This window comes from Pseudomonas sp. IT-P2, from assembly GCF_949767575.1.
In the GTDB taxonomy this organism is placed as follows: domain Bacteria; phylum Pseudomonadota; class Gammaproteobacteria; order Pseudomonadales; family Pseudomonadaceae; genus Aquipseudomonas; species Aquipseudomonas pharyngis.
Window position 1 is genome coordinate 642274 of the sequence record NZ_CATKQA010000022.1, and the last position, 18783, is coordinate 661056.

At 55.4% G+C, this 18783-nt stretch carries 17 protein-coding genes; all 17 read left to right on the top strand.

Annotated elements, in window-relative coordinates; all coding sequences use genetic code 11:
• The first annotated feature begins 91 nt into the window (after positions 1–91).
• Complete coding sequence (gyrA, locus tag ACM6JM_RS15630) at positions 92–2755, top strand: DNA gyrase subunit A (RefSeq protein WP_039770558.1); 2664 nt, start codon at positions 92–94, stop codon at positions 2753–2755.
• Between the two features lie 64 nt (positions 2756–2819).
• Positions 2820–3905, top strand: a complete 1086-nt coding sequence (serC, locus tag ACM6JM_RS15635) for a 3-phosphoserine/phosphohydroxythreonine transaminase (RefSeq protein WP_085647505.1) — start codon at positions 2820–2822, stop codon at positions 3903–3905.
• Positions 3905–4999 carry a prephenate dehydratase gene (gene pheA, locus ACM6JM_RS15640; RefSeq protein WP_007950913.1) on the top strand — a complete coding sequence of 365 codons (1095 nt, stop codon included), beginning with the start codon at positions 3905–3907 and terminating at the stop codon, positions 4997–4999. Before serC ends, pheA begins: the two co-directional genes overlap by 1 nt.
• A gap of 12 nt (positions 5000–5011) precedes the next feature.
• Positions 5012–6124, top strand: coding sequence for a histidinol-phosphate transaminase (gene hisC, locus ACM6JM_RS15645; protein WP_414882161.1), 1113 nt, complete (start codon positions 5012–5014; stop codon positions 6122–6124).
• A gap of 28 nt (positions 6125–6152) precedes the next feature.
• A complete protein-coding gene (locus tag ACM6JM_RS15650; RefSeq protein WP_246883691.1) occupies positions 6153–8360 on the top strand; it encodes a bifunctional prephenate dehydrogenase/3-phosphoshikimate 1-carboxyvinyltransferase in 2208 nt (735 codons plus the stop codon).
• Complete coding sequence (gene cmk, locus ACM6JM_RS15655) at positions 8357–9046, top strand: (d)CMP kinase (protein ID WP_039770555.1); 690 nt, start codon at positions 8357–8359, stop codon at positions 9044–9046. The genes ACM6JM_RS15650 and cmk overlap by 4 nt, the downstream gene beginning before the upstream one ends.
• Positions 9047–9165: 119 nt before the next feature.
• Positions 9166–10851: a 30S ribosomal protein S1 gene (rpsA, locus tag ACM6JM_RS15660; RefSeq protein WP_085647508.1), complete on the top strand. Its 1686-nt coding sequence runs from the start codon at positions 9166–9168 to the stop codon at positions 10849–10851.
• Between the two features lie 204 nt (positions 10852–11055).
• Positions 11056–11334, top strand: a complete 279-nt coding sequence (locus ACM6JM_RS15665; protein WP_414882162.1) for a hypothetical protein — start codon at positions 11056–11058, stop codon at positions 11332–11334.
• Between the two features lie 151 nt (positions 11335–11485).
• Complete coding sequence (gene ihfB / locus ACM6JM_RS15670; protein ID WP_414882163.1) at positions 11486–11779, top strand: integration host factor subunit beta; 294 nt, start codon at positions 11486–11488, stop codon at positions 11777–11779.
• Between the two features lie 27 nt (positions 11780–11806).
• Entirely contained in the window at positions 11807–12046 is a 240-nt protein-coding gene (locus tag ACM6JM_RS15675) for a LapA family protein (protein WP_414882164.1), read from the top strand.
• Between the two features lie 227 nt (positions 12047–12273).
• On the top strand, positions 12274–13350 hold the full coding sequence (gene rfbB, locus ACM6JM_RS15680; RefSeq protein ID WP_414882165.1) for a dTDP-glucose 4,6-dehydratase: 1077 nt from the start codon (positions 12274–12276) through the stop codon (positions 13348–13350).
• Positions 13347–14240: a dTDP-4-dehydrorhamnose reductase gene (rfbD, locus tag ACM6JM_RS15685; RefSeq protein WP_414882166.1), complete on the top strand. Its 894-nt coding sequence runs from the start codon at positions 13347–13349 to the stop codon at positions 14238–14240. Before rfbB ends, rfbD begins: the two co-directional genes overlap by 4 nt.
• Positions 14237–15136 carry a glucose-1-phosphate thymidylyltransferase RfbA gene (rfbA, locus tag ACM6JM_RS15690; protein WP_414882167.1) on the top strand — a complete coding sequence of 300 codons (900 nt, stop codon included), beginning with the start codon at positions 14237–14239 and terminating at the stop codon, positions 15134–15136. Before rfbD ends, rfbA begins: the two co-directional genes overlap by 4 nt.
• 165 nt (positions 15137–15301) lie before the next feature.
• Positions 15302–16039, top strand: a complete 738-nt coding sequence (locus ACM6JM_RS15695) for an ABC transporter permease (RefSeq protein ID WP_414882168.1) — start codon at positions 15302–15304, stop codon at positions 16037–16039.
• 5 nt (positions 16040–16044) lie between these two features.
• The gene (locus tag ACM6JM_RS15700; RefSeq protein WP_414882169.1) at positions 16045–16791 is read left to right on the top strand and encodes an ABC transporter ATP-binding protein; all 747 of its coding nucleotides are present in this window, start codon (positions 16045–16047) and stop codon (positions 16789–16791) included.
• On the top strand, positions 16784–18313 hold the full coding sequence (locus ACM6JM_RS15705; protein ID WP_414882170.1) for a glycosyltransferase family 61 protein: 1530 nt from the start codon (positions 16784–16786) through the stop codon (positions 18311–18313). The genes ACM6JM_RS15700 and ACM6JM_RS15705 overlap by 8 nt, the downstream gene beginning before the upstream one ends.
• 33 nt (positions 18314–18346) lie before the next feature.
• Positions 18347–18769, top strand: coding sequence for a sugar 3,4-ketoisomerase (locus tag ACM6JM_RS15710; protein WP_414882171.1), 423 nt, complete (start codon positions 18347–18349; stop codon positions 18767–18769).
• Positions 18770–18783 lie beyond the last annotated feature (14 nt).

An 18783-nucleotide genomic window follows, 5' to 3' on the forward strand; every position in this document is an offset into this window, starting at 1 on the left:
TCGACGCATGGCACTCGGCCTGCATCGACGAGCTTCGTGCGTCCCCTATGGATATGGCGAAGTTTCACCAGAAAAAGGAATCAGGCTTCTCATGGGCGAACTGGCCAAAGAAATCCTCCCGGTCAATATCGAAGACGAGCTGAAACAGTCCTATCTCGACTACGCGATGAGCGTGATCGTCGGTCGTGCACTGCCGGATGCGCGCGATGGCTTGAAGCCCGTGCACCGTCGCGTGCTGTTCGCGATGAGCGAGCTGGGCAACGACTTCAACAAGCCGTACAAGAAATCTGCCCGTGTCGTCGGTGACGTGATCGGTAAGTATCACCCGCACGGTGATACCGCGGTGTACGACACCATCGTCCGCATGGCGCAGCCATTCTCCCTGCGTTACCTGCTGGTCGACGGCCAGGGCAACTTCGGTTCGGTGGACGGCGACAACGCCGCGGCCATGCGATACACCGAAGTGCGCATGACCAAGCTGGCGCACGAGCTGCTGGCCGACCTGCACAAGGAAACCGTGGACTGGGTGCCGAACTATGACGGCACCGAACTGATCCCGGCGGTCATGCCGACCCGCGTGCCGAACCTGCTGGTCAACGGTTCCAGCGGCATCGCCGTGGGCATGGCGACCAACATTCCGCCGCACAACCTCGGTGAAGTTATCGACGGTTGCCTGGCCCTCATCGACAACCCCGAGCTGACCGTCGATGAGCTGATGCAATACATTCCCGGTCCGGACTTCCCGACTGCCGCGATCATCAACGGTCGCGCCGGCATCATCGAAGCCTACCGCACCGGCCGTGGCCGCATTTACATGCGCGCCCGTTCGATCATCGAAGACATCGACAAGGTCGGTGGCCGTCAGCAGATCGTCATCACCGAACTCCCTTACCAGCTGAACAAGGCACGCCTGATCGAGAAGATCGCCGAGCTGGTAAAAGAGAAGAAACTCGAAGGCATCACCGAACTGCGCGACGAGTCCGACAAGGACGGTATGCGCGTCGTGATCGAGCTGCGTCGCGGCGAAGTGCCTGAGGTGATCCTCAACAACCTCTACGCCCAGACCCAGCTGCAATCGGTATTCGGCATCAACATCGTTGCGCTGATCGACGGTCGTCCACGGATCCTCAACCTCAAGGACCTGCTGGAAGCCTTCGTCCGTCACCGCCGCGAAGTGGTTACCCGCCGTACCGTGTTCGAACTGCGCAAGGCGCGTGAGCGTGGTCACATCCTCGAAGGTCAGGCCGTTGCCCTGTCGAACATCGACCCGGTGATCGCCCTGATCAAGGCTTCGCCGACTCCGTCGGAAGCCAAGGAAGCGCTGGTCAGCACGCCGTGGGAATCCACTGCCGTGGTGGCGATGGTTGAGCGTGCCGGTGCCGATTCGTGCCGTCCGGAAAACCTCGATCCGCAATACGGTCTGCGCGACGGCAAGTACTTCCTGTCGCCTGAGCAGGCGCAAGCCATTCTGGAACTGCGTCTGCACCGCCTGACCGGTCTGGAACACGAAAAGCTGCTGGCCGAGTATCAAGAGATCCTCAACCAGATCGGCGAGCTGATCCGCATCCTCAACAGCGCCGTGCGCCTGATGGAAGTGATCCGCGAAGAGCTGGAAGTGATCCGCGCCGAATACGGCGACGTGCGCCGTACCGAAATCCTCGATGCCCGTCTCGACCTGACTCTGGGCGACATGATCCCGGAAGAAGAGCGCGTCGTGACCATCTCCCACGGTGGCTATGCCAAGACCCAGCCGCTGGCTGCGTACCAGGCCCAGCGTCGTGGCGGTAAAGGCAAATCGGCTACCGGCGTGAAGGATGAGGACTACATCGCTCACCTGCTGGTCGCCAACAGCCACACCACGCTGCTGCTGTTCTCCAGCAAGGGCAAGGTGTACTGGCTGAAGACCTACGAAATCCCTGAAGCATCCCGCGCCGCCCGTGGTCGTCCGCTGGTCAACCTGCTGCCGCTGGATGACGGTGAATACATCACCACCATGCTGCCGGTCGAGGAATACACCGAGGGTCACTACATCTTCATGGCGACCGCCAACGGCACCGTGAAGAAGACGCCGCTGGAATCCTTCAGCCGTCAACGCAGCGTCGGTCTGATCGCGCTGGAGCTGGACGAAGGCGACGTGCTGATTTCCGCAGCCATCACCGATGGCGAACGTGAAGTGATGCTGTTCTCCGACGGCGGCAAGGTGACCCGCTTCAAGGAATCCGACGTTCGCGCGATGGGCCGTACCGCCCGCGGTGTGCGCGGCATGCGTCTGCCGGAAGGACAGAAGCTGATTTCGATGCTGATCCCGGAAGAAGGCAGCCAGATCCTCACCGCTTCCGAGCGTGGTTATGGCAAGCGCACCGCGATCACCGAGTTCCCCGAGTACAAGCGTGGTGGCCAGGGCGTGATCGCCATGGTCAGCAACGAGCGTAACGGCCGTCTGGTCGGTGCGGTTCAGGTGCTCGACGGCGAGGAGATCATGCTGATTTCCGACCAGGGCACGCTGGTGCGTACCCGTGTCGATGAAGTCTCCAGCCTGGGTCGTAACACCCAGGGCGTGACCCTGATCAAGCTGGCCAAGGATGAAACCCTGGTCGGTCTGGAGCGGGTTCAGGAGCCTTCGGAAGTTGAAGGTGACGAGCTGGAAGGCGAAGAAGGTGTCGAGCTGGAAGAAGGCGTGATCGGCGCCGAACCGGACGATGCGGTCGACAACCTGCAGGCGGACGCCGCAGACGAAGAAGAGTCGCAAGACTAACCAAATCGTAGCAGGGCAGAGTGTTTGCTCTGTCCGCTACCGTGATTGCATAGCGAGAGTGGATGTGAGCAAACGAGCCTATAACTTCTGCGCAGGTCCCGCTGCGCTGCCTGAAGCTGTCCTGTTGCGTGCCCAGTCCGAGATGCTCGACTGGCACGGCAAGGGTCTGTCGGTCATGGAAATGAGCCATCGCAGTGATGACTACGTGGCCATCGCCGAGAAGGCCGAACAAGACCTGCGCGACCTGCTGTCCATCCCCTCCAATTACAAAGTGCTGTTCCTGCAGGGCGGTGCGAGCCAACAGTTCGCCGAGATTCCGCTGAACCTGCTGCCCGAGAACGGCACCGCCGACTATGTCGAAACCGGCATCTGGTCGAAGAAAGCCATCGAAGAAGCGCGTCGCTTCGGCAATATCAACGTTGCCGCCAGCGCCAAGCCTTATGACTACCTGGCCATCCCTGGTCAGAACGAGTGGAAGCTGACTCCGGGTGCGGCCTATCTGCACTATGCGTCCAACGAAACCATCGGCGGTCTGCAGTTCGACTGGGTTCCCGAGGCCGGTGACGTTCCGCTGGTGGTCGACATGTCCTCCGATATCCTCTCGCGTCCGATCGATGTGTCGCAGTACGGCCTGATCTACGCCGGCGCGCAGAAGAACATTGGTCCGAGCGGTCTGGTTGTCGTGATCGTCCGTGAAGACCTGCTGGGCCGCGCCCGCAGTTCGTGCCCGACCATGCTCGACTACAAGGTCTCGGCCGATAACGGTTCGATGTACAACACCCCGGCCACCTATTCCTGGTACCTCTCGGGCCTGGTTTTCGAGTGGCTGAAGGAGCAGGGCGGCGTCGCCGCGATGGAACAGCGCAACAAGGCGAAGAAAGATCGCCTGTACGGCTTCATCGACAACAGCGATTTCTATACCAACCCGATCAGCACCAACGCCCGCTCGTGGATGAACGTGCCGTTCCGTCTGGCTGACGAGCGTCTGGACAAGGCTTTCCTGGCCGGCGCCGACGCTCGTGGCCTGCTCAACCTCAAGGGTCATCGTTCGGTCGGCGGCATGCGTGCCTCGATCTACAACGCCCTGGGTCTGGACGCCGTCGAGGCGCTGGTTGGCTACATGGCTGAATTCGAGAAGGAGCATTCCTGATGTCCGAGCAGGAGCTCAAGGCGCTGCGCGTTCGCATCGATAACCTGGATGAGAAGATTCTCCAGCTGATCAGTGATCGCGCGCGCTGCGCCGAAGAAGTTGCTCGAGTCAAGATGGCCAGTCTGGCCGAAGGTGAGCAGCCGGTGTTCTACCGTCCCGAGCGTGAGGCGCAGGTCCTCAAGCGCGTCATGGAGCGCAACAAGGGGCCGCTGGGCAATGAAGAGATGGCGCGTTTGTTCCGCGAAATCATGTCTTCGTGCCTGGCCCTCGAGAATCCGCTGAAAGTCGCTTATCTCGGTCCGGAAGGCACCTTCACCCAAGCGGCGGCCATGAAGCACTTTGGACACGCGGTGATCAGCAAGCCGATGGCGGCGATCGACGAAGTGTTCCGTGAAGTGGCGGCCGGTGCGGTGAATTTTGGCGTGGTGCCGGTGGAAAACTCCACTGAAGGCGCGGTCAACCACACCCTCGACAGCTTCCTCGAGCACGACATGGTGATCTGCGGCGAAGTCGAGCTGCGGATTCACCACCACCTGTTGGTCGGTGAAAACACCAAGACCGACAGCATCAGCCGCATCTATTCCCATGCCCAGTCGTTGGCGCAGTGCCGCAAGTGGCTGGACGCCCATTACCCGAATGTCGAGCGCGTGGCGGTGTCCAGCAACGCCGAGGCGGCCAAGCGGGTCAAGGGTGAGTGGAATTCGGCGGCGATCGCCGGTGATATGGCGGCCGGGTTGTACGGCCTGACCCGTCTGGCCGAGAAGATCGAAGATCGCCCGGACAACTCCACGCGCTTCCTGATGATCGGTAACCAGGAAGTGCCGCCGACCGGCGACGACAAAACTTCGATCATCGTGTCCATGAGCAACAAGCCCGGCGCGCTCCACGAGCTGCTGGTGCCGTTCCATGACAACGGGATCGACCTGACCCGGATCGAAACCCGTCCGTCGCGCAGTGGTAAATGGACCTACGTGTTCTTCATCGACTTCGTCGGCCATCACCGTGATCCGCTGATCAAGGGTGTACTGGAAAAGATCAGTCAGGAAGCAGTAGCACTCAAGGTGCTGGGTTCCTACCCGAAAGCAGTTCTTTAAGGGGTGGTAGCAATGAGTGGCAACTTCCTCGCTCTGGCACAGCCGGGCGTGCAACAACTTTCGCCATACGTACCGGGCAAACCCGTGGACGAGCTGGCTCGCGAACTGGACCTGGATCCGGCGAGCATTGTCAAACTGGCGAGCAACGAAAACCCGTTGGGCGCCAGCCCGAAAGCGCTGGTCGCAATCCGCGAAGCGCTGGATGAGCTGACCCGTTATCCGGACGGCAACGGTTTTGCCCTGAAATCCCTGCTGGCCGAGCAGTGCCGTGTCGAGCTGAACCAGGTGACCCTGGGTAACGGCTCCAACGACATTCTCGAGCTGGTGGCGCGCGCCTATCTGGCGCCGGGCCTGAATGCGGTGTTCAGCGAGCACGCGTTCGCGGTGTACCCGATCGCGACCCAGGCGGTCGGCGCTCAGGCCAAGGTCGTTCCGGCCAAGGATTGGGGGCATGATCTGCCGGCCATGCTGGCCGCGATCGACGCCAACACTCGCGTGGTGTTCATCGCCAACCCGAACAACCCGACCGGTACCTGGTTCGGCGCCGAAGCGCTGGACGAGTTCCTGCAGGATGTGCCGGAACATGTGCTGGTGGTGCTGGACGAGGCCTACATCGAATATGCCGAAGGCAGCGATCTGCCGGATGGTCTGGATTTCCTCGCCGCTTACCCGAATCTGCTGGTCTCGCGCACGTTCTCAAAGGCCTATGGTCTGGCGGCGCTGCGCGTCGGTTACGGCTTGTCCACTCCGGTGGTGGCGGACGTGCTGAACCGTGTACGCCAGCCGTTCAACGTCAACAGTCTGGCCTTGGCTGCGGCGTGTGCGGCGTTGAAAGACGAGGAATATCTGGCGCAGAGCCGTCAGCTCAACGAATCCGGCATGCAACAGCTGGAAGCGGGTTTTCGCGAGCTGGGTCTGAGCTGGATTCCGTCCAAGGGCAACTTTATCTGCGTCGACCTCGGTCAGGTGGCGGCTCCGGTGTTCCAGGGCCTGCTGCGCGAAGGCGTGATCGTGCGTCCGGTGGCCAACTACGGCATGCCGGACCATCTGCGGGTGACCATCGGTCTGCCGGCGGAAAACAGCCGCTTCCTCGAAGCGCTGCGCAAGGTTCTGGCTCGTGGGTGATGTCACTGCGCTGCAATCTGTTGCACCTATGATCGGGCGCCTGGTGGTGGTCGGTCTGGGGTTGATCGGTGGTTCGTTTGCCAAAGGCTTGCGTGAAATCGGCGTGTGCCGTGAAGTGGTCGGGGTCGATCTCGACCCGCAATCGCGCAAGCTGGCGGTCGAGTTGGGCGTGGTGGATCGTTGCGAAGACGACCTGATGGCGGCTTGCCAGGGCGCGGACGTGATCCAGTTGGCGGTGCCGATCCTGGCCATGGAAAAAGTGCTGGCCCGTCTGGCCGGCATGGACCTGGGGCAGGCGATTCTCACGGATGTCGGCAGCGCCAAGGGCAATGTGGTGCGCGCGGCGACCGAAGCGTTCGGCGGCATGCCGGCGCGTTTCGTGCCGGGGCATCCGATTGCCGGCTCCGAGCAGAGCGGGGTGGAAGCCTCCAACTCAGAGCTGTTCCGCCGTCACAAAGTGATTCTGACCCCGCTGGAGCAGACCGATCCGGATGCGCTGGCGGTGGTGGATCGCTTGTGGCGCGAGCTGGGCGCCGACGTCGAGCACATGCAGGTCGAGCGTCACGATGAAGTGCTGGCCGCAACCAGTCATCTGCCGCACCTGCTGGCCTTCGGTCTGGTCGATTCGCTGGCCAAGCGCAATGAAAACCTTGAGATCTTCCGTTACGCTGCGGGCGGTTTCCGTGATTTCACAAGAATCGCCGGAAGCGACCCGGTCATGTGGCATGACATCTTTCTCGCCAACCGCGAGGCTGTCCTGCGCACTCTCGATACATTTCGCAGCGACCTCGACGCCTTGCGCGACGCGGTCGATGCAGGGGATGGGCACCAATTGTTGGGCGTCTTCACGCGCGCCCGGGTTGCCCGCGAGCATTTCAGTAAAATCCTGGCCCGCAGGGCCTATGTGGACGCTATGAATTCCAACGATCTGATTTTCCTGGCTCAACCTGGTGGCCGCCTGTCCGGTCGGATTCGCGTACCAGGTGACAAATCGATTTCCCACCGTTCCATCATGCTCGGTTCCCTGGCTGAAGGCGTCACTGAAGTCGAAGGCTTCCTCGAGGGCGAAGACGCTCTGGCGACCCTGCAGGCGTTCCGCGACATGGGCGTGGTCATTGAAGGCCCGCATCACGGTCGCGTGACCATCCACGGTGTCGGCCTGCACGGCCTGAAGCCTGCGCCGGGCCCGATCTATCTGGGCAACTCCGGCACTTCGATGCGCCTGCTGTCCGGCCTGCTGGCCGCGCAGGATTTCGACAGCACCCTGACTGGTGACGCTTCGCTGTCCAAGCGCCCGATGAACCGCGTCGCCAACCCGCTGCGGGAAATGGGCGCCGTGATCGAAACCGCTGCCGACGGTCGTCCGCCGATGACCATTCGTGGCGGTCACAAGCTCAAGGGCCTGACCTACACCATGCCGATGGCCAGTGCCCAGGTTAAATCCTGCCTGCTGCTGGCGGGTCTGTACGCCGAAGGCAAGACCACTGTCACCGAGCCGGCACCAACCCGTGATCACACCGAGCGTATGCTGCGCGGCTTTGGCTATCCGGTGAGCGTCAGCGGTGCCACGGCATCGGTTGAGTCTGGTGGCAAGTTGACCGCGACCCACATCGAAGTGCCTGGCGACATCTCGTCGTCGGCGTTCTTCCTGGTGGCCGCGTCGATCGCCGAAGGTTCGGAGCTGGTGCTCGAGCACGTCGGCATCAACCCGACACGCACCGGCGTGATCGACATCCTGCGTCTGATGGGCGCCGACATCACTCTGGAAAACCAGCGTGAAGTGGGTGGCGAGCCGGTTGCCGACCTGCGTGTGCGAGCAGCTAAACTCAAGGGTATCGAGATTCCGGAAGCGCTGGTTCCACTGGCCATCGACGAGTTCCCGGTGCTGTTCGTGGCCGCGGCCTGCGCCGAAGGGCGCACCGTGCTGACCGGCGCCGAAGAGCTGCGGGTCAAGGAATCGGACCGTATCCAGGTCATGGCGGACGGTTTGCTGGCGCTGGGCGTCAAGTGCGAACCGACCCCGGACGGCATCATCATCGACGGCGGCCAGATCGGCGGCGGCGAAGTGCATGGTCATGGCGATCACCGCATCGCGATGGCATTCAGCGTGGCCTCGCTGCGCGCCACGGCACCGATCCGCATCCATGACTGCGCCAACGTCGCGACATCGTTCCCGAACTTCCTGGCGCTCTGCGCGCAGGTCGGCATTCGTGTGGCGCAAGAGGCTCAGTCGTGAACAACATTGCACCGGTCATCACCATCGACGGGCCAAGCGGCTCGGGCAAAGGCACCGTAGCCGGGATTCTGGCCAAGCGTCTGGGCTGGAACCTGCTGGACTCCGGTGCGCTGTATCGCCTGCTGGCATTTGCTGCGCACAACCACGGTGTCGACCTGACCAATGAAGAGCTGCTGAAGAAACTGGCTGCTCATCTGGATGTGCAGTTCATCGCGGCGACCGACGGTCAACTGCAACGCATCATTCTGGAAGGTGACGAAGTCAGCGATGTCATCCGTACTGAAAGCGTCGGATCAGGCGCTTCCCAGGTGGCCGCATTGCCGGCTGTGCGCGAGGCGCTGCTGCAGCGCCAGCGTGCTTTCCAGGAATTTCCGGGTCTGGTGGCCGATGGTCGCGACATGGGCACAGTGGTGTTTCCCGATGCGCCGCTGAAGATTTTCCTGACCGCCAGTGCCGAGGAGCGGGCGCGCCGCCGATATTTGCAGTTGAAGGGCAAAGTCGAGGGTGTTAGTCTGTCGAGTCTGCTAGATGAGATCCGTGCGCGCGACGAGCGTGATACCCAGCGAGCGGTGGCCCCGCTCAAGCCGGCGGCTGACGCCATACAGCTGGATTCCACGGAGTTGTCCATCGATCAGGTGCTTGAACGCATCATGAGTGAGATCGCCATTCGCGATATCGCCGGGTGACCAAGAAGGCTGCAGGGGACCAGTCATAGTCCTGTGGCGCTTCTTTTAAATGAAACTAACCCACATTGTCTGGGATGTGGAGATGGGCGTATTTTTCGCCCTAATCAACAGGAATTAAAATGAGCGAAAGCTTTGCGGAACTCTTTGAAGAAAGCCTAAAGACCCTGAACCTTCAGGCAGGCTCCATCATCACCGGTGTTATCGTTGATATCGATTACCAGGCTCGCTGGGTAACCGTTCACGCTGGCCTGAAGTCCGAAGCACTGATCCCGCTGGAGCAGTTCTACAACGACGCTGGCGAACTGAACATCAACGTCGGTGACGAAGTTCACGTTGCTCTGGACTCGGTTGAAGACGGTTTCGGTGAAACCAAGCTGTCCCGTGAAAAAGCCAAGCGCGCTGAATGCTGGATCGTTCTGGAAGCAGCCTTCGCAGCTGAGGAAGTGGTCAAGGGCGTTATCAACGGTAAGGTTAAAGGCGGCTTCACTGTCGACGTTAACGGCATCCGTGCGTTCCTGCCAGGTTCCCTGGTTGACGTCCGTCCAGTGCGCGACACCACGCACCTGGAAGGCAAAGAGCTGGAATTCAAGGTCATCAAGCTGGACCAGAAGCGCAACAACGTTGTCGTTTCCCGTCGCAGCGTCCTGGAAGCCGAGAACTCCGCCGAGCGTGAAGCTCTGCTGGAATCCTTGCAGGAAGGCCAGCAAGTCAAAGGTATCGTCAAAAACCTCACCGATTACGGCGCATTCGTCGATCTGGGTGGCGTGGACGGCCTGCTGCACATCACCGACATGGCCTGGAAGCGCATCAAGCATCCTTCCGAGATCGTCAACGTTGGTGACGAAATCGACGTCAAGGTTCTGAAATACGATCGCGAACGCAACCGTGTTTCCCTGGGCCTGAAGCAACTGGGCGAAGATCCATGGGTTGCTATCAAAGCTCGTTACCCAGAAGGCACTCGCGTTACCGCTCGTGTAACCAACCTGACCGACTACGGCTGCTTCGCTGAGCTGGAAGAAGGCGTTGAAGGTCTGGTACACGTTTCGGAAATGGACTGGACCAACAAGAACATCCACCCTTCGAAAGTCGTACAAGTCGGCGACGAAGTGGAAGTCATGGTTCTGGACATCGACGAAGAGCGTCGTCGTATCTCCCTGGGCATCAAGCAGTGCAAGTCGAACCCATGGGAAGACTTCTCTGGCCAGTTCAACAAGGGCGACAAGATCTCCGGCACCATCAAGTCGATCACCGATTTCGGTATCTTCATTGGTCTGGACGGCGGCATCGACGGTCTGGTTCACCTGTCCGACATCTCCTGGAACGAAGTGGGCGAAGAAGCCGTACGTCGTTTCAAGAAGGGTGATGAGCTGGACACCGTTATCCTGTCGGTTGACCCGGAGCGTGAGCGTATCTCCCTGGGTATCAAGCAACTGGAAAGCGATCCGTTCTCCGAGTACGTCTCGGTTAACGACAAAGGCGCAATCGTTACTGGCACCGTGAAAGAAGTTGACGCCAAAGGCGCCATCATCGTTCTGGCCGACGATATCGAAGCGACTCTGAAAGCCTCCGAAATCAGTCGTGACCGCGTTGAAGACGCGCGCAACGTTCTGAAAGAAGGCCAGCAAGTAGAAGCCAAGATCATCAGCGTTGATCGCAAGAGCCGCGTAATTCAGCTGTCGATCAAATCGAAAGATGATGCTGAAGAGAAAGAAGCCATCCAGAGCCTGAAAACCGCTCCGGAAGGTGAAGCAGCTGACACCACTATGGCTGCACTGCTGCGTCAAGCAATGGCCAAACAGAACTGAGTTCTGTCTGATCATGAAAAAGGGCGACTTCGGTCGCCCTTTTTTGTGCCTGCGATTTGGTGAGGTATCGCTCTCTGGCTATTCGGGTGAAACCATTCCCTTTGCGTGGCGGTCTGTTTCTTTAATCGGATCAATCGTCTATTCGCGTCTAGGCTTAGTCTGAAGATCGCAGTAGTCTGGCAGGCGCCTGGTATAAGGAAGTGAATGAACAAGTTTATAGTCTTGGTGAGTGTGTTGATGTTGGCGGGTTGCACTACCAGCGCCAAGACCCATGCGGTGCGTGGAGTCAGCGGCATCGAAGTCGACTGCTCGGGCTTGGGCTCAGGCTGGGAGAGGTGTCAGAAGCGCGCCGCCAAGGAGTGCAAGGGCGCAGGCTATAAGGTGATTACGCGTTCTGATGATGCCCGGGAAGAAGATGAGTTTCCCTTCGGCTTCAATCCTGCTGGCTACGTCACTCGAACCATGCTGGTGATTTGTCGGTGAGTGGGCGTTCATGGGCTTGCAATCCGATGCCCTGAAAATGGGCGTTTTGGCGAGCGGAAAGATATGTCAAGCCCTGGGCTGTTCAAAATCTTCCGGGCGTGCTAAAACCTTTCAAGCGCTGATCTAGCTGCTTGAAAAAGAAGGGAAAAATATGACGAAGTCGGAGTTGATCGAACGAATTGTCACCCATCAGGGGCTGCTCTCATCCAAAGATGTAGAGCTGGCCATCAAGACCATGCTTGAGCAAATGTCCCAGTGTCTGGCCACAGGGGATCGTATCGAGATCCGTGGTTTTGGCAGCTTTTCTTTGCACTATCGTGCGCCGCGGGTCGGTCGTAATCCAAAGACCGGTCAGTCTGTCAGCCTTGACGGTAAATTCGTTCCGCATTTCAAGCCAGGCAAAGAGCTGCGTGATCGCGTAAATGAGGAAGAGGAGTCGGATTGATGTCATCTTTCATGAGTGAGGTTGACAATGCGTAGCTTCCAACGTCTTCTGTTTGGGCTAATTGTCCTTTTGTTGGTTTTGGGTATCCTGGCTTTTGTCCTCGAAAACCAGCAATCGGTTTCCTTGGCATTCCTTGGCTGGTCAGGCCCCGAGTTGCCAGTGTCCGTATTGATGGTTCTGACGCTGCTCATCGGCATGCTGATCGGTCCCGTGCTTGGATGGATCCTTGGTCGCACATCGAGAGTGGGTCGCAGGCGTCTTGTCTAATCGCGCCAACCCGAAGACTTGTATCGAAATTGCGTCACAGCTTGTCTATATCCATTAGTAAAACCCTCATTAAGCTGTAAAATGCTGCTCTTGATCGATAGTGGCATATTCCTCTTCGTATCAGACTGACTCTGACGAGAGCCTTGGCAGCTTGATGGCTTTTGTATTCATGGATTAGACAGTGCTCGGTGGACGGCCCTGTCAGCAACTCAAGGGTATGGTTTCGCGTGAAAATTCTAGTAACCGGCGGCGCCGGGTTTATCGGTTCGGCGGTCATTCGCCATATCATCTCCAACACCTCCGACTCTGTTGTTAACGTCGATAAGCTTACCTACGCCGGCAACCTCGAATCATTGGCTGAAGTTAGCCAGAATTCACGATACGTGTTCGAGCGCGTTGATATCTGTGATCGTGAACAAATTGACCGCGTTTTTCGTGAGCATCAGCCAGATGCCGTTATGCATCTGGCTGCCGAGTCCCACGTTGACCGTTCGATTACGGGGCCGTCCGAGTTTATTCAGACCAACATCATAGGTACTTACACCTTGTTGGAGGCTGCGCGTCACTATTGGCTTGCGCTGGACGAATCGCGTAAAACTGCGTTTCGCTTCCATCATATTTCTACCGACGAAGTTTACGGCGATCTGGAAGGTCCTGAAGATCTCTTTACGGAGACCACGCCTTATCAGCCAAGCTCCCCATACTCTGCGAGCAAGGCTAGCTCCGACCACCTGGTAAGAGCTTGGAGTCGTACCTATGGATTACCGACACTGGTAACCAACTGCTCGAACAACTACGGCCCTTACCACTTCCCTGAGAAATTGATCCCTTTGATCATTCTCAATGCATTGGAAGGCAAGCCACTTCCTGTATACGGCCAAGGTACCCAGGTACGTGATTGGCTTTATGTAGAAGATCACGCACGCGCACTCTACAAGGTAGTGACCGAGGGCGTTATCGGCGAGACTTACAATATTGGTGGGCATAATGAAAAACAGAACATCGAAGTAGTGCGCACCCTTTGCGCATTGCTAGATGAGTTGCGTCCCGACTCCAGTCATTGCCCACATGCGAGCCTCATTACCTACGTTCAGGATCGTCCGGGGCATGACCTGCGTTACGCCATCGATGCCAGTAAGATTCAGCGCGAACTTGGTTGGACACCGGAAGAAACCTTCGAGACTGGTATTCGTAAAACTGTCGAATGGTACCTGAGCAATACGGAGTGGGTTGCCCACGTGAAAAGTGGCAGTTATCAACAGTGGATCGAACAAAATTACGCGGATCGTTCGAGCCAGTCATGAAAATCCTCTTGCTGGGAAAAAACGGCCAAGTGGGATGGGAGTTGCAGCGTTCTCTTTCCCCGCTAGGTGAGTTGATTGCGCTTGATCGTCATTCCGATAACGGACTTTGCGGAGATCTGCACAATATTGATGGGTTGCGTTGCACTATTCGTCAAGTCAAGCCAGATATTATCGTAAATGCCGCGGCTTATAACGCAGTCGACAGGGCTGAATCTGAAGCTGACTTGGCTTTTGCCATCAATGCACTTGCTGTTCAGGCTATGGCCGAAGAAGCCAAAGCCTTGGATGCCTGGCTGGTTCACTATTCGTCGGACTATGTTTTTAATGGTGAGGGACAGGACGCCTGGAAGGAAGCCGATACCGCCAATCCTCTTAATCTGTATGGCAAAAGTAAATTGGCTGGTGAGCAGGCGGTACAGGCGTCTGGCTGCAAGCACCTGATCTTTCGTACCAGTTGGATTTATGGAACCCGTGGGCAAAATTTTGCCAAGACGATGTTGCGGCTGGCACAAGAGCGTGAAGTGCTGAATGTCATTGCGGATCAAGTAGGTTCCCCGACTGGAAGTGATTTGATCGCAGATGTGACAGCCTTGGCACTGCAACAGGCCTTGCATCAAACGGAGCTATCGGGTCTGTACCACTTGGCTGCAGGTGGCGAGGTCTCATGGCATGGTTACGCATCTCATGTGATTGATTTTGCGAGGACTCATGACGATAGCCTTCGTGTTAAGTCAGTTAATCCAGTTTCGAGCGATGAGTATCCTACCGCTGCGCGCCGTCCGTTGAACTCGCGCTTGAACACTCAGAAACTGTGTAACAATTTTTCTCTGCACCTGCCGGATTGGCAAAGTGGTGTAACCCGAATGCTTAGGGAAGTTCTAATCAAATGATCACGACAAATCGTAAAGGCATCATCCTCGCAGGTGGCTCCGGAACTCGTTTACACCCTGCAACGCTTGCGATTTCGAAGCAACTTTTGCCGGTTTTTGACAAGCCGATGATCTATTACCCGCTAAGCGTACTGATGCTTGCCGGAATTAGAGAGATTCTGATTATTTCGACTCCGCAGGATACTCCGCGATTTGAGCAACTGTTAGGTGACGGTCAGCGCTGGGGCATCAACTTGCAATATGCTGTTCAAGACTCTCCGGATGGCCTTGCGCAAGCGTTTGTAATTGGCGAAGAGTTTCTCGATGGGCAGGCCTGTGCGCTTGTCCTTGGCGATAACATTTTTCATGGTCATGATTTTCACAATCTGCTGATGAATGCGATGTCTCGCACTGAGGGGGCCAGTGTCTTTGCTTATCATGTCAATGATCCAGAACGTTATGGTGTTGTTGAGTTTGATAGCAAGGGAAAGGTCATTAGTCTTGAAGAAAAACCTGTCGTACCAAAATCGAGTTATGCGGTGACTGGTTTGTATTTCTATGATTCGCAAGTCGTAGAGTTTGCTAAATCCCTGAAGCCTTCCTCCAGGGGAGAGCTTGAAATTACTGACCTGAATCGACTCTATTTGGAAAAAAATCAGTTGGATGTTGAAATCATGGGTAGGGGTTATGCTTGGCTGGACACAGGCACGCACGAATCCTTGTTGGAGGCCGGGCAGTTCATTGCCACGCTTGAAAGTCGCCAAGGTCTAAAGGTTGCGTGCCCTGAGGAAATTTCGTTCAGAATGGGCTGGATTGATCGCGCACAACTCGAAACTCTCGCCGCACCCCTCGCGAAAAATGGTTATGGAAAGTATCTACTTGCTATTTTAAAAGAGATCAATAGTGAGCGAGCTTGAGAGTGCCCAATTCTTTGCGCTAAATTTCCGCAAAAAAGGCATATTCGGCTAGTAGAAAGGCAAGAGAATGAAACGGAATATTTTTGATTTTGCTGTAATTGCTGAGGTAATCGCGTGATTAATTCGGCATTCAGGCAGCTTTTTGAACTATGCAGTAGTCATGCCGTGCTGTGGCAACTGGTTCGGCAACACTTGATCCTGCGTTATCGTAGGACAGCGCTTGGTTATCTGTGGACGTTAATCAATCCACTGATGATGATGACTGTTACAGCTGTTGTTTTTTCTACCTTGTTCAAGGCAGATCTCAAAACGTACGCGGTTTTCCTGTTTGCAGGAATGATTCCATGGAACTGTTTTAGCGCAATTGTTACGCAGTCCGGTGCGGCATTCATTAATAATGAAAGTCTGATTAAAAAGATATATTTACCAAAGCTGATCTTTCCACTGAGCGTCGCTTTGGGTGTCTTGATTGATAGCTGTCTATCATTTATTGCACTGTTTTTGATTATCTTTGCAATAGGTGGGCATTTGACTTGGGCTCTCTTGTTTATTCCCGTTGCCTACGTCTTGTTGTTTGTTTTCGCATTGGGTATTGCATTGTTTGTATCGATTGCGACAGTTTTTTTTCGCGACTTGCAACACATCATTCTGATCGCAATGCAGGCTTGGTTTTTCCTGACTCCGATCATGTACAAGAATGACGCCTTGATGGGCAAGGTAGCCTGGTTGGTGAGCTTTAACCCAGTCGTCCCGTTTGTAGATATGTTTCGCGCGCCTTTGACTCAGGGAGTATTGCCAAACTCCTCGACGGTTCTGGTTTGCGCGGGATTGGCAGTGACAAGTATTTTTCTCGGTTTTGTTTTTTTTCTCCTTAAAGAGAAAAAAATCATTTTTAGGCTGTAACTGACATGTCGAATGTATCCATTGTCGATTTATCAATTAAGTTTCGTATTTATCACGATTCGACGCCTTCTTTCAAAGATTATTTTACCGGAATATTCAAAAGAAAGAGTACGTCAGCGTATTCGGATTTTCTTGCGGTAAATAACGTCTCCTTCAATCTTAATGCGGGTGATCGTGTTGGTATTGTTGGTCACAATGGCGCAGGCAAGAGTACTTTGTTGAAGGCGTTGTGTCGTATTTATGAGCCTTCGGATGGGACGATCAAGGTGTCGGGGCGGATTGCCCCGCTCCTGGAAATTGGGGCGGGGTTTCACCCGGAGTTCAGCGGGCGAGAAAATATCTATCTCAATGGTTCTATTCTCGGATACTCAAAGGCCCAGTTGGCAGAGATCGAGCCGGAAGTCATCGCATTCGCCGAGTTGGAGGAGTTTATTGATACGCCGGTCAAATATTATTCCACCGGTATGTATATGAGACTGGCATTCTCTCTGGCGACCGCTGTGCACCCGGAAGTGTTGATTTTGGACGAGATCTTTGCTGGTGGTGATGCTGCCTTCATGGAGAAGGCCAAGGCGAGAATGCACTCAATGATCGATAAAGCCGACATCATGATCATGGTATCTCACGATCACAATCTGGTTAAGACCTTGTGCAATCGCGTTATCTGGATGGACCATGGGAAGATGGTGGCGGATGGTAGTCCGGACGAAGTAATTGAGATGTATCTCAAAGGAGCGCCTCAACATGGATGAAATGAGCATGACTGAGCTCAGAGAGCAACTGCGGCTACTTGAGGCTAAAGTAGCCAGGCATGAAGAACAGTTGCGTTCGTTGAGCTTGATGCTAAACGCACAGGGACGTATTTTCGAGGTGTCGAGATGGACGCCCTCCGCCAGCGCTGGGGTAAAAGAGACTCTACCGCCTGAAATAGAAGTTCAAAGGGTCGAATTCACGGCGGAGAAGCCTCACAACAAGGTCGAGGCACTAAGAAATACGGTTTTCGGCCAATTCTATCTCAAACACCTGAAGCAGAATTCTTTTGTTCGCTGGGTCGTATTATGGCTCTGGCGCAACGGGTATCCTGTTTACGCCAATGTTCGGGCTCATTTGTCTGGCAATAAAAATCAGAGTTGGCGCGGGCTCTCTAGCCATAAAGAATATATTGCGGATAATAATCTGGCCGTAAAAGTTCTTGTGAAGGAGGAGCGGGTTGATACGCCTGCGCCCCGCGTGCTGCCTGCGAGTGATCAGGAATATCTGGTTTCTCCGCACGAGGCGTATACTTATCCGAAAATCTATACGTTCTTCCTTAATCAAGCGACCGTATATGGCGGCACAAATCTGGTGTTGGTCGATAATAAAGTCCTACATCACGACTTATATGATTTCACTCGAGATTACACGAGCGAAGAGTTGCACGGCAGGTTGATTCTCGATAAAGATTTTAGTAGAGCCCGTTGGGTATCGCACGACCCATTACCTGAAGTTATCCCGGTCGCGGCGTCGTTTCTCGACTCTTGCGCCTCTAATTATGCTCATTGGATGACAGAGGTATTGCCCCGCGTCGCAGTTTTTTGTGCGGACGATGATTATAAGGATGTTCCAATCCTGGTAAATGATGGCTTGCATCCTAACCTGATGCAATCGCTGAGGGTTGTCTCGGGCAATGATCGTAAAATTATCGCACTTCCTACTGGCAAGGCCGCAACTGTTGGGCAGCTATTTATCACTTCAGTAGCGGGCTACGTGCCTTTCGAGCGCCGCCCAAACGCCCTTGGCGAACATTCGCATGGCCTTTTCAGTCCTGCTGCATTTGATTTGTTAAAACTTCGTTCAAATAGCTTCGCTGCTGAATCGGGTGGAGACTGGCCAGAAAAAATTATCCTTAGGCGTAGAACCGGCGCACGGTTGGTCAGCAATTTTGCGGATCTGGAGTCGGCTTTGGTACCAAAAGGCTTTAAGGTCGTCGAGACTGAAGGTCTGAGCTTTATCGAGCAAGTGGCGTTGTTTAGTCGTGCCAAAGTTATTATCGGTTCTTCCGGGGCGGCGCTTGCGAGCCTTGTTTTTGCACCGAAGGATGCACAGATTTTCATACTGATCAGCAAGTTTCCAGACACAAGTTATTGGTACTGGCAGAATATGGCCTGCTCATCGGGAAAAAAGGTCAACTACGTACTTGGTACGGCGGATTCCACTGGGAAGGGCATTCATGCAGATTTCAGCATTGATTTGAAAAACTTTCTGGTTGAGCTTGATGCGGATATTCCCGCGTGAGTTTTCTTGACCCGACGAGAAGAGGAGTTTGAAATGAATTTGGACAAGTGTGACGTATTGACCTTGCCGAGAATCAATGATCCTCGGGGTAATCTTACCTATGTCGAAGCCGGTCGCCATATTCCGTTTGATATAAAGCGTGTTTATTATCTTTATGATGTACCAGGTGGCGCAGAGAGAGGAGGGCACGCACACAAGGCTTTACATCAATTAATTATCGCCATGTCCGGTTCTTTTGATATTCATATTGATGACGGTTATGGAAAAAAAACCATTCATATGAACCGAAGCTATTCCGGTTTATATGTTTGTCCAATGATTTGGCGAGAGATCGATAATTTTTCTTCTGGTGCAGTTTGTATGGTTTTGGCGTCTGACTTTTATGATGAAGATGATTATTATAGAGACTACGATAAGTTTATTGCCGACGCTAATCCCGGGTTGAGCGCTCGTTGATGCTATATAGCCAA

Coding starts and splice junctions, on each gene's coding strand:
- pheA (WP_007950913.1), top strand. CDS start 3,905: ATGTCCGAGCAGGAGCTCAAGGCGCTGCGCGTTCGCATCGATAACCTG.
- ACM6JM_RS15705 (WP_414882170.1), top strand. CDS start 16,784: ATGGATGAAATGAGCATGACTGAGCTCAGAGAGCAACTGCGGCTACTT.
- gyrA (WP_039770558.1), top strand. CDS start 92: ATGGGCGAACTGGCCAAAGAAATCCTCCCGGTCAATATCGAAGACGAG.
- rpsA (WP_085647508.1), top strand. CDS start 9,166: ATGAGCGAAAGCTTTGCGGAACTCTTTGAAGAAAGCCTAAAGACCCTG.
- ACM6JM_RS15650 (WP_246883691.1), top strand. CDS start 6,153: ATGATCGGGCGCCTGGTGGTGGTCGGTCTGGGGTTGATCGGTGGTTCG.
- ACM6JM_RS15700 (WP_414882169.1), top strand. CDS start 16,045: ATGTCGAATGTATCCATTGTCGATTTATCAATTAAGTTTCGTATTTAT.
- rfbA (WP_414882167.1), top strand. CDS start 14,237: ATGATCACGACAAATCGTAAAGGCATCATCCTCGCAGGTGGCTCCGGA.
- rfbD (WP_414882166.1), top strand. CDS start 13,347: ATGAAAATCCTCTTGCTGGGAAAAAACGGCCAAGTGGGATGGGAGTTG.
- ihfB (WP_414882163.1), top strand. CDS start 11,486: ATGACGAAGTCGGAGTTGATCGAACGAATTGTCACCCATCAGGGGCTG.
- ACM6JM_RS15675 (WP_414882164.1), top strand. CDS start 11,807: ATGCGTAGCTTCCAACGTCTTCTGTTTGGGCTAATTGTCCTTTTGTTG.
- ACM6JM_RS15665 (WP_414882162.1), top strand. CDS start 11,056: ATGAACAAGTTTATAGTCTTGGTGAGTGTGTTGATGTTGGCGGGTTGC.
- ACM6JM_RS15710 (WP_414882171.1), top strand. CDS start 18,347: ATGAATTTGGACAAGTGTGACGTATTGACCTTGCCGAGAATCAATGAT.
- hisC (WP_414882161.1), top strand. CDS start 5,012: ATGAGTGGCAACTTCCTCGCTCTGGCACAGCCGGGCGTGCAACAACTT.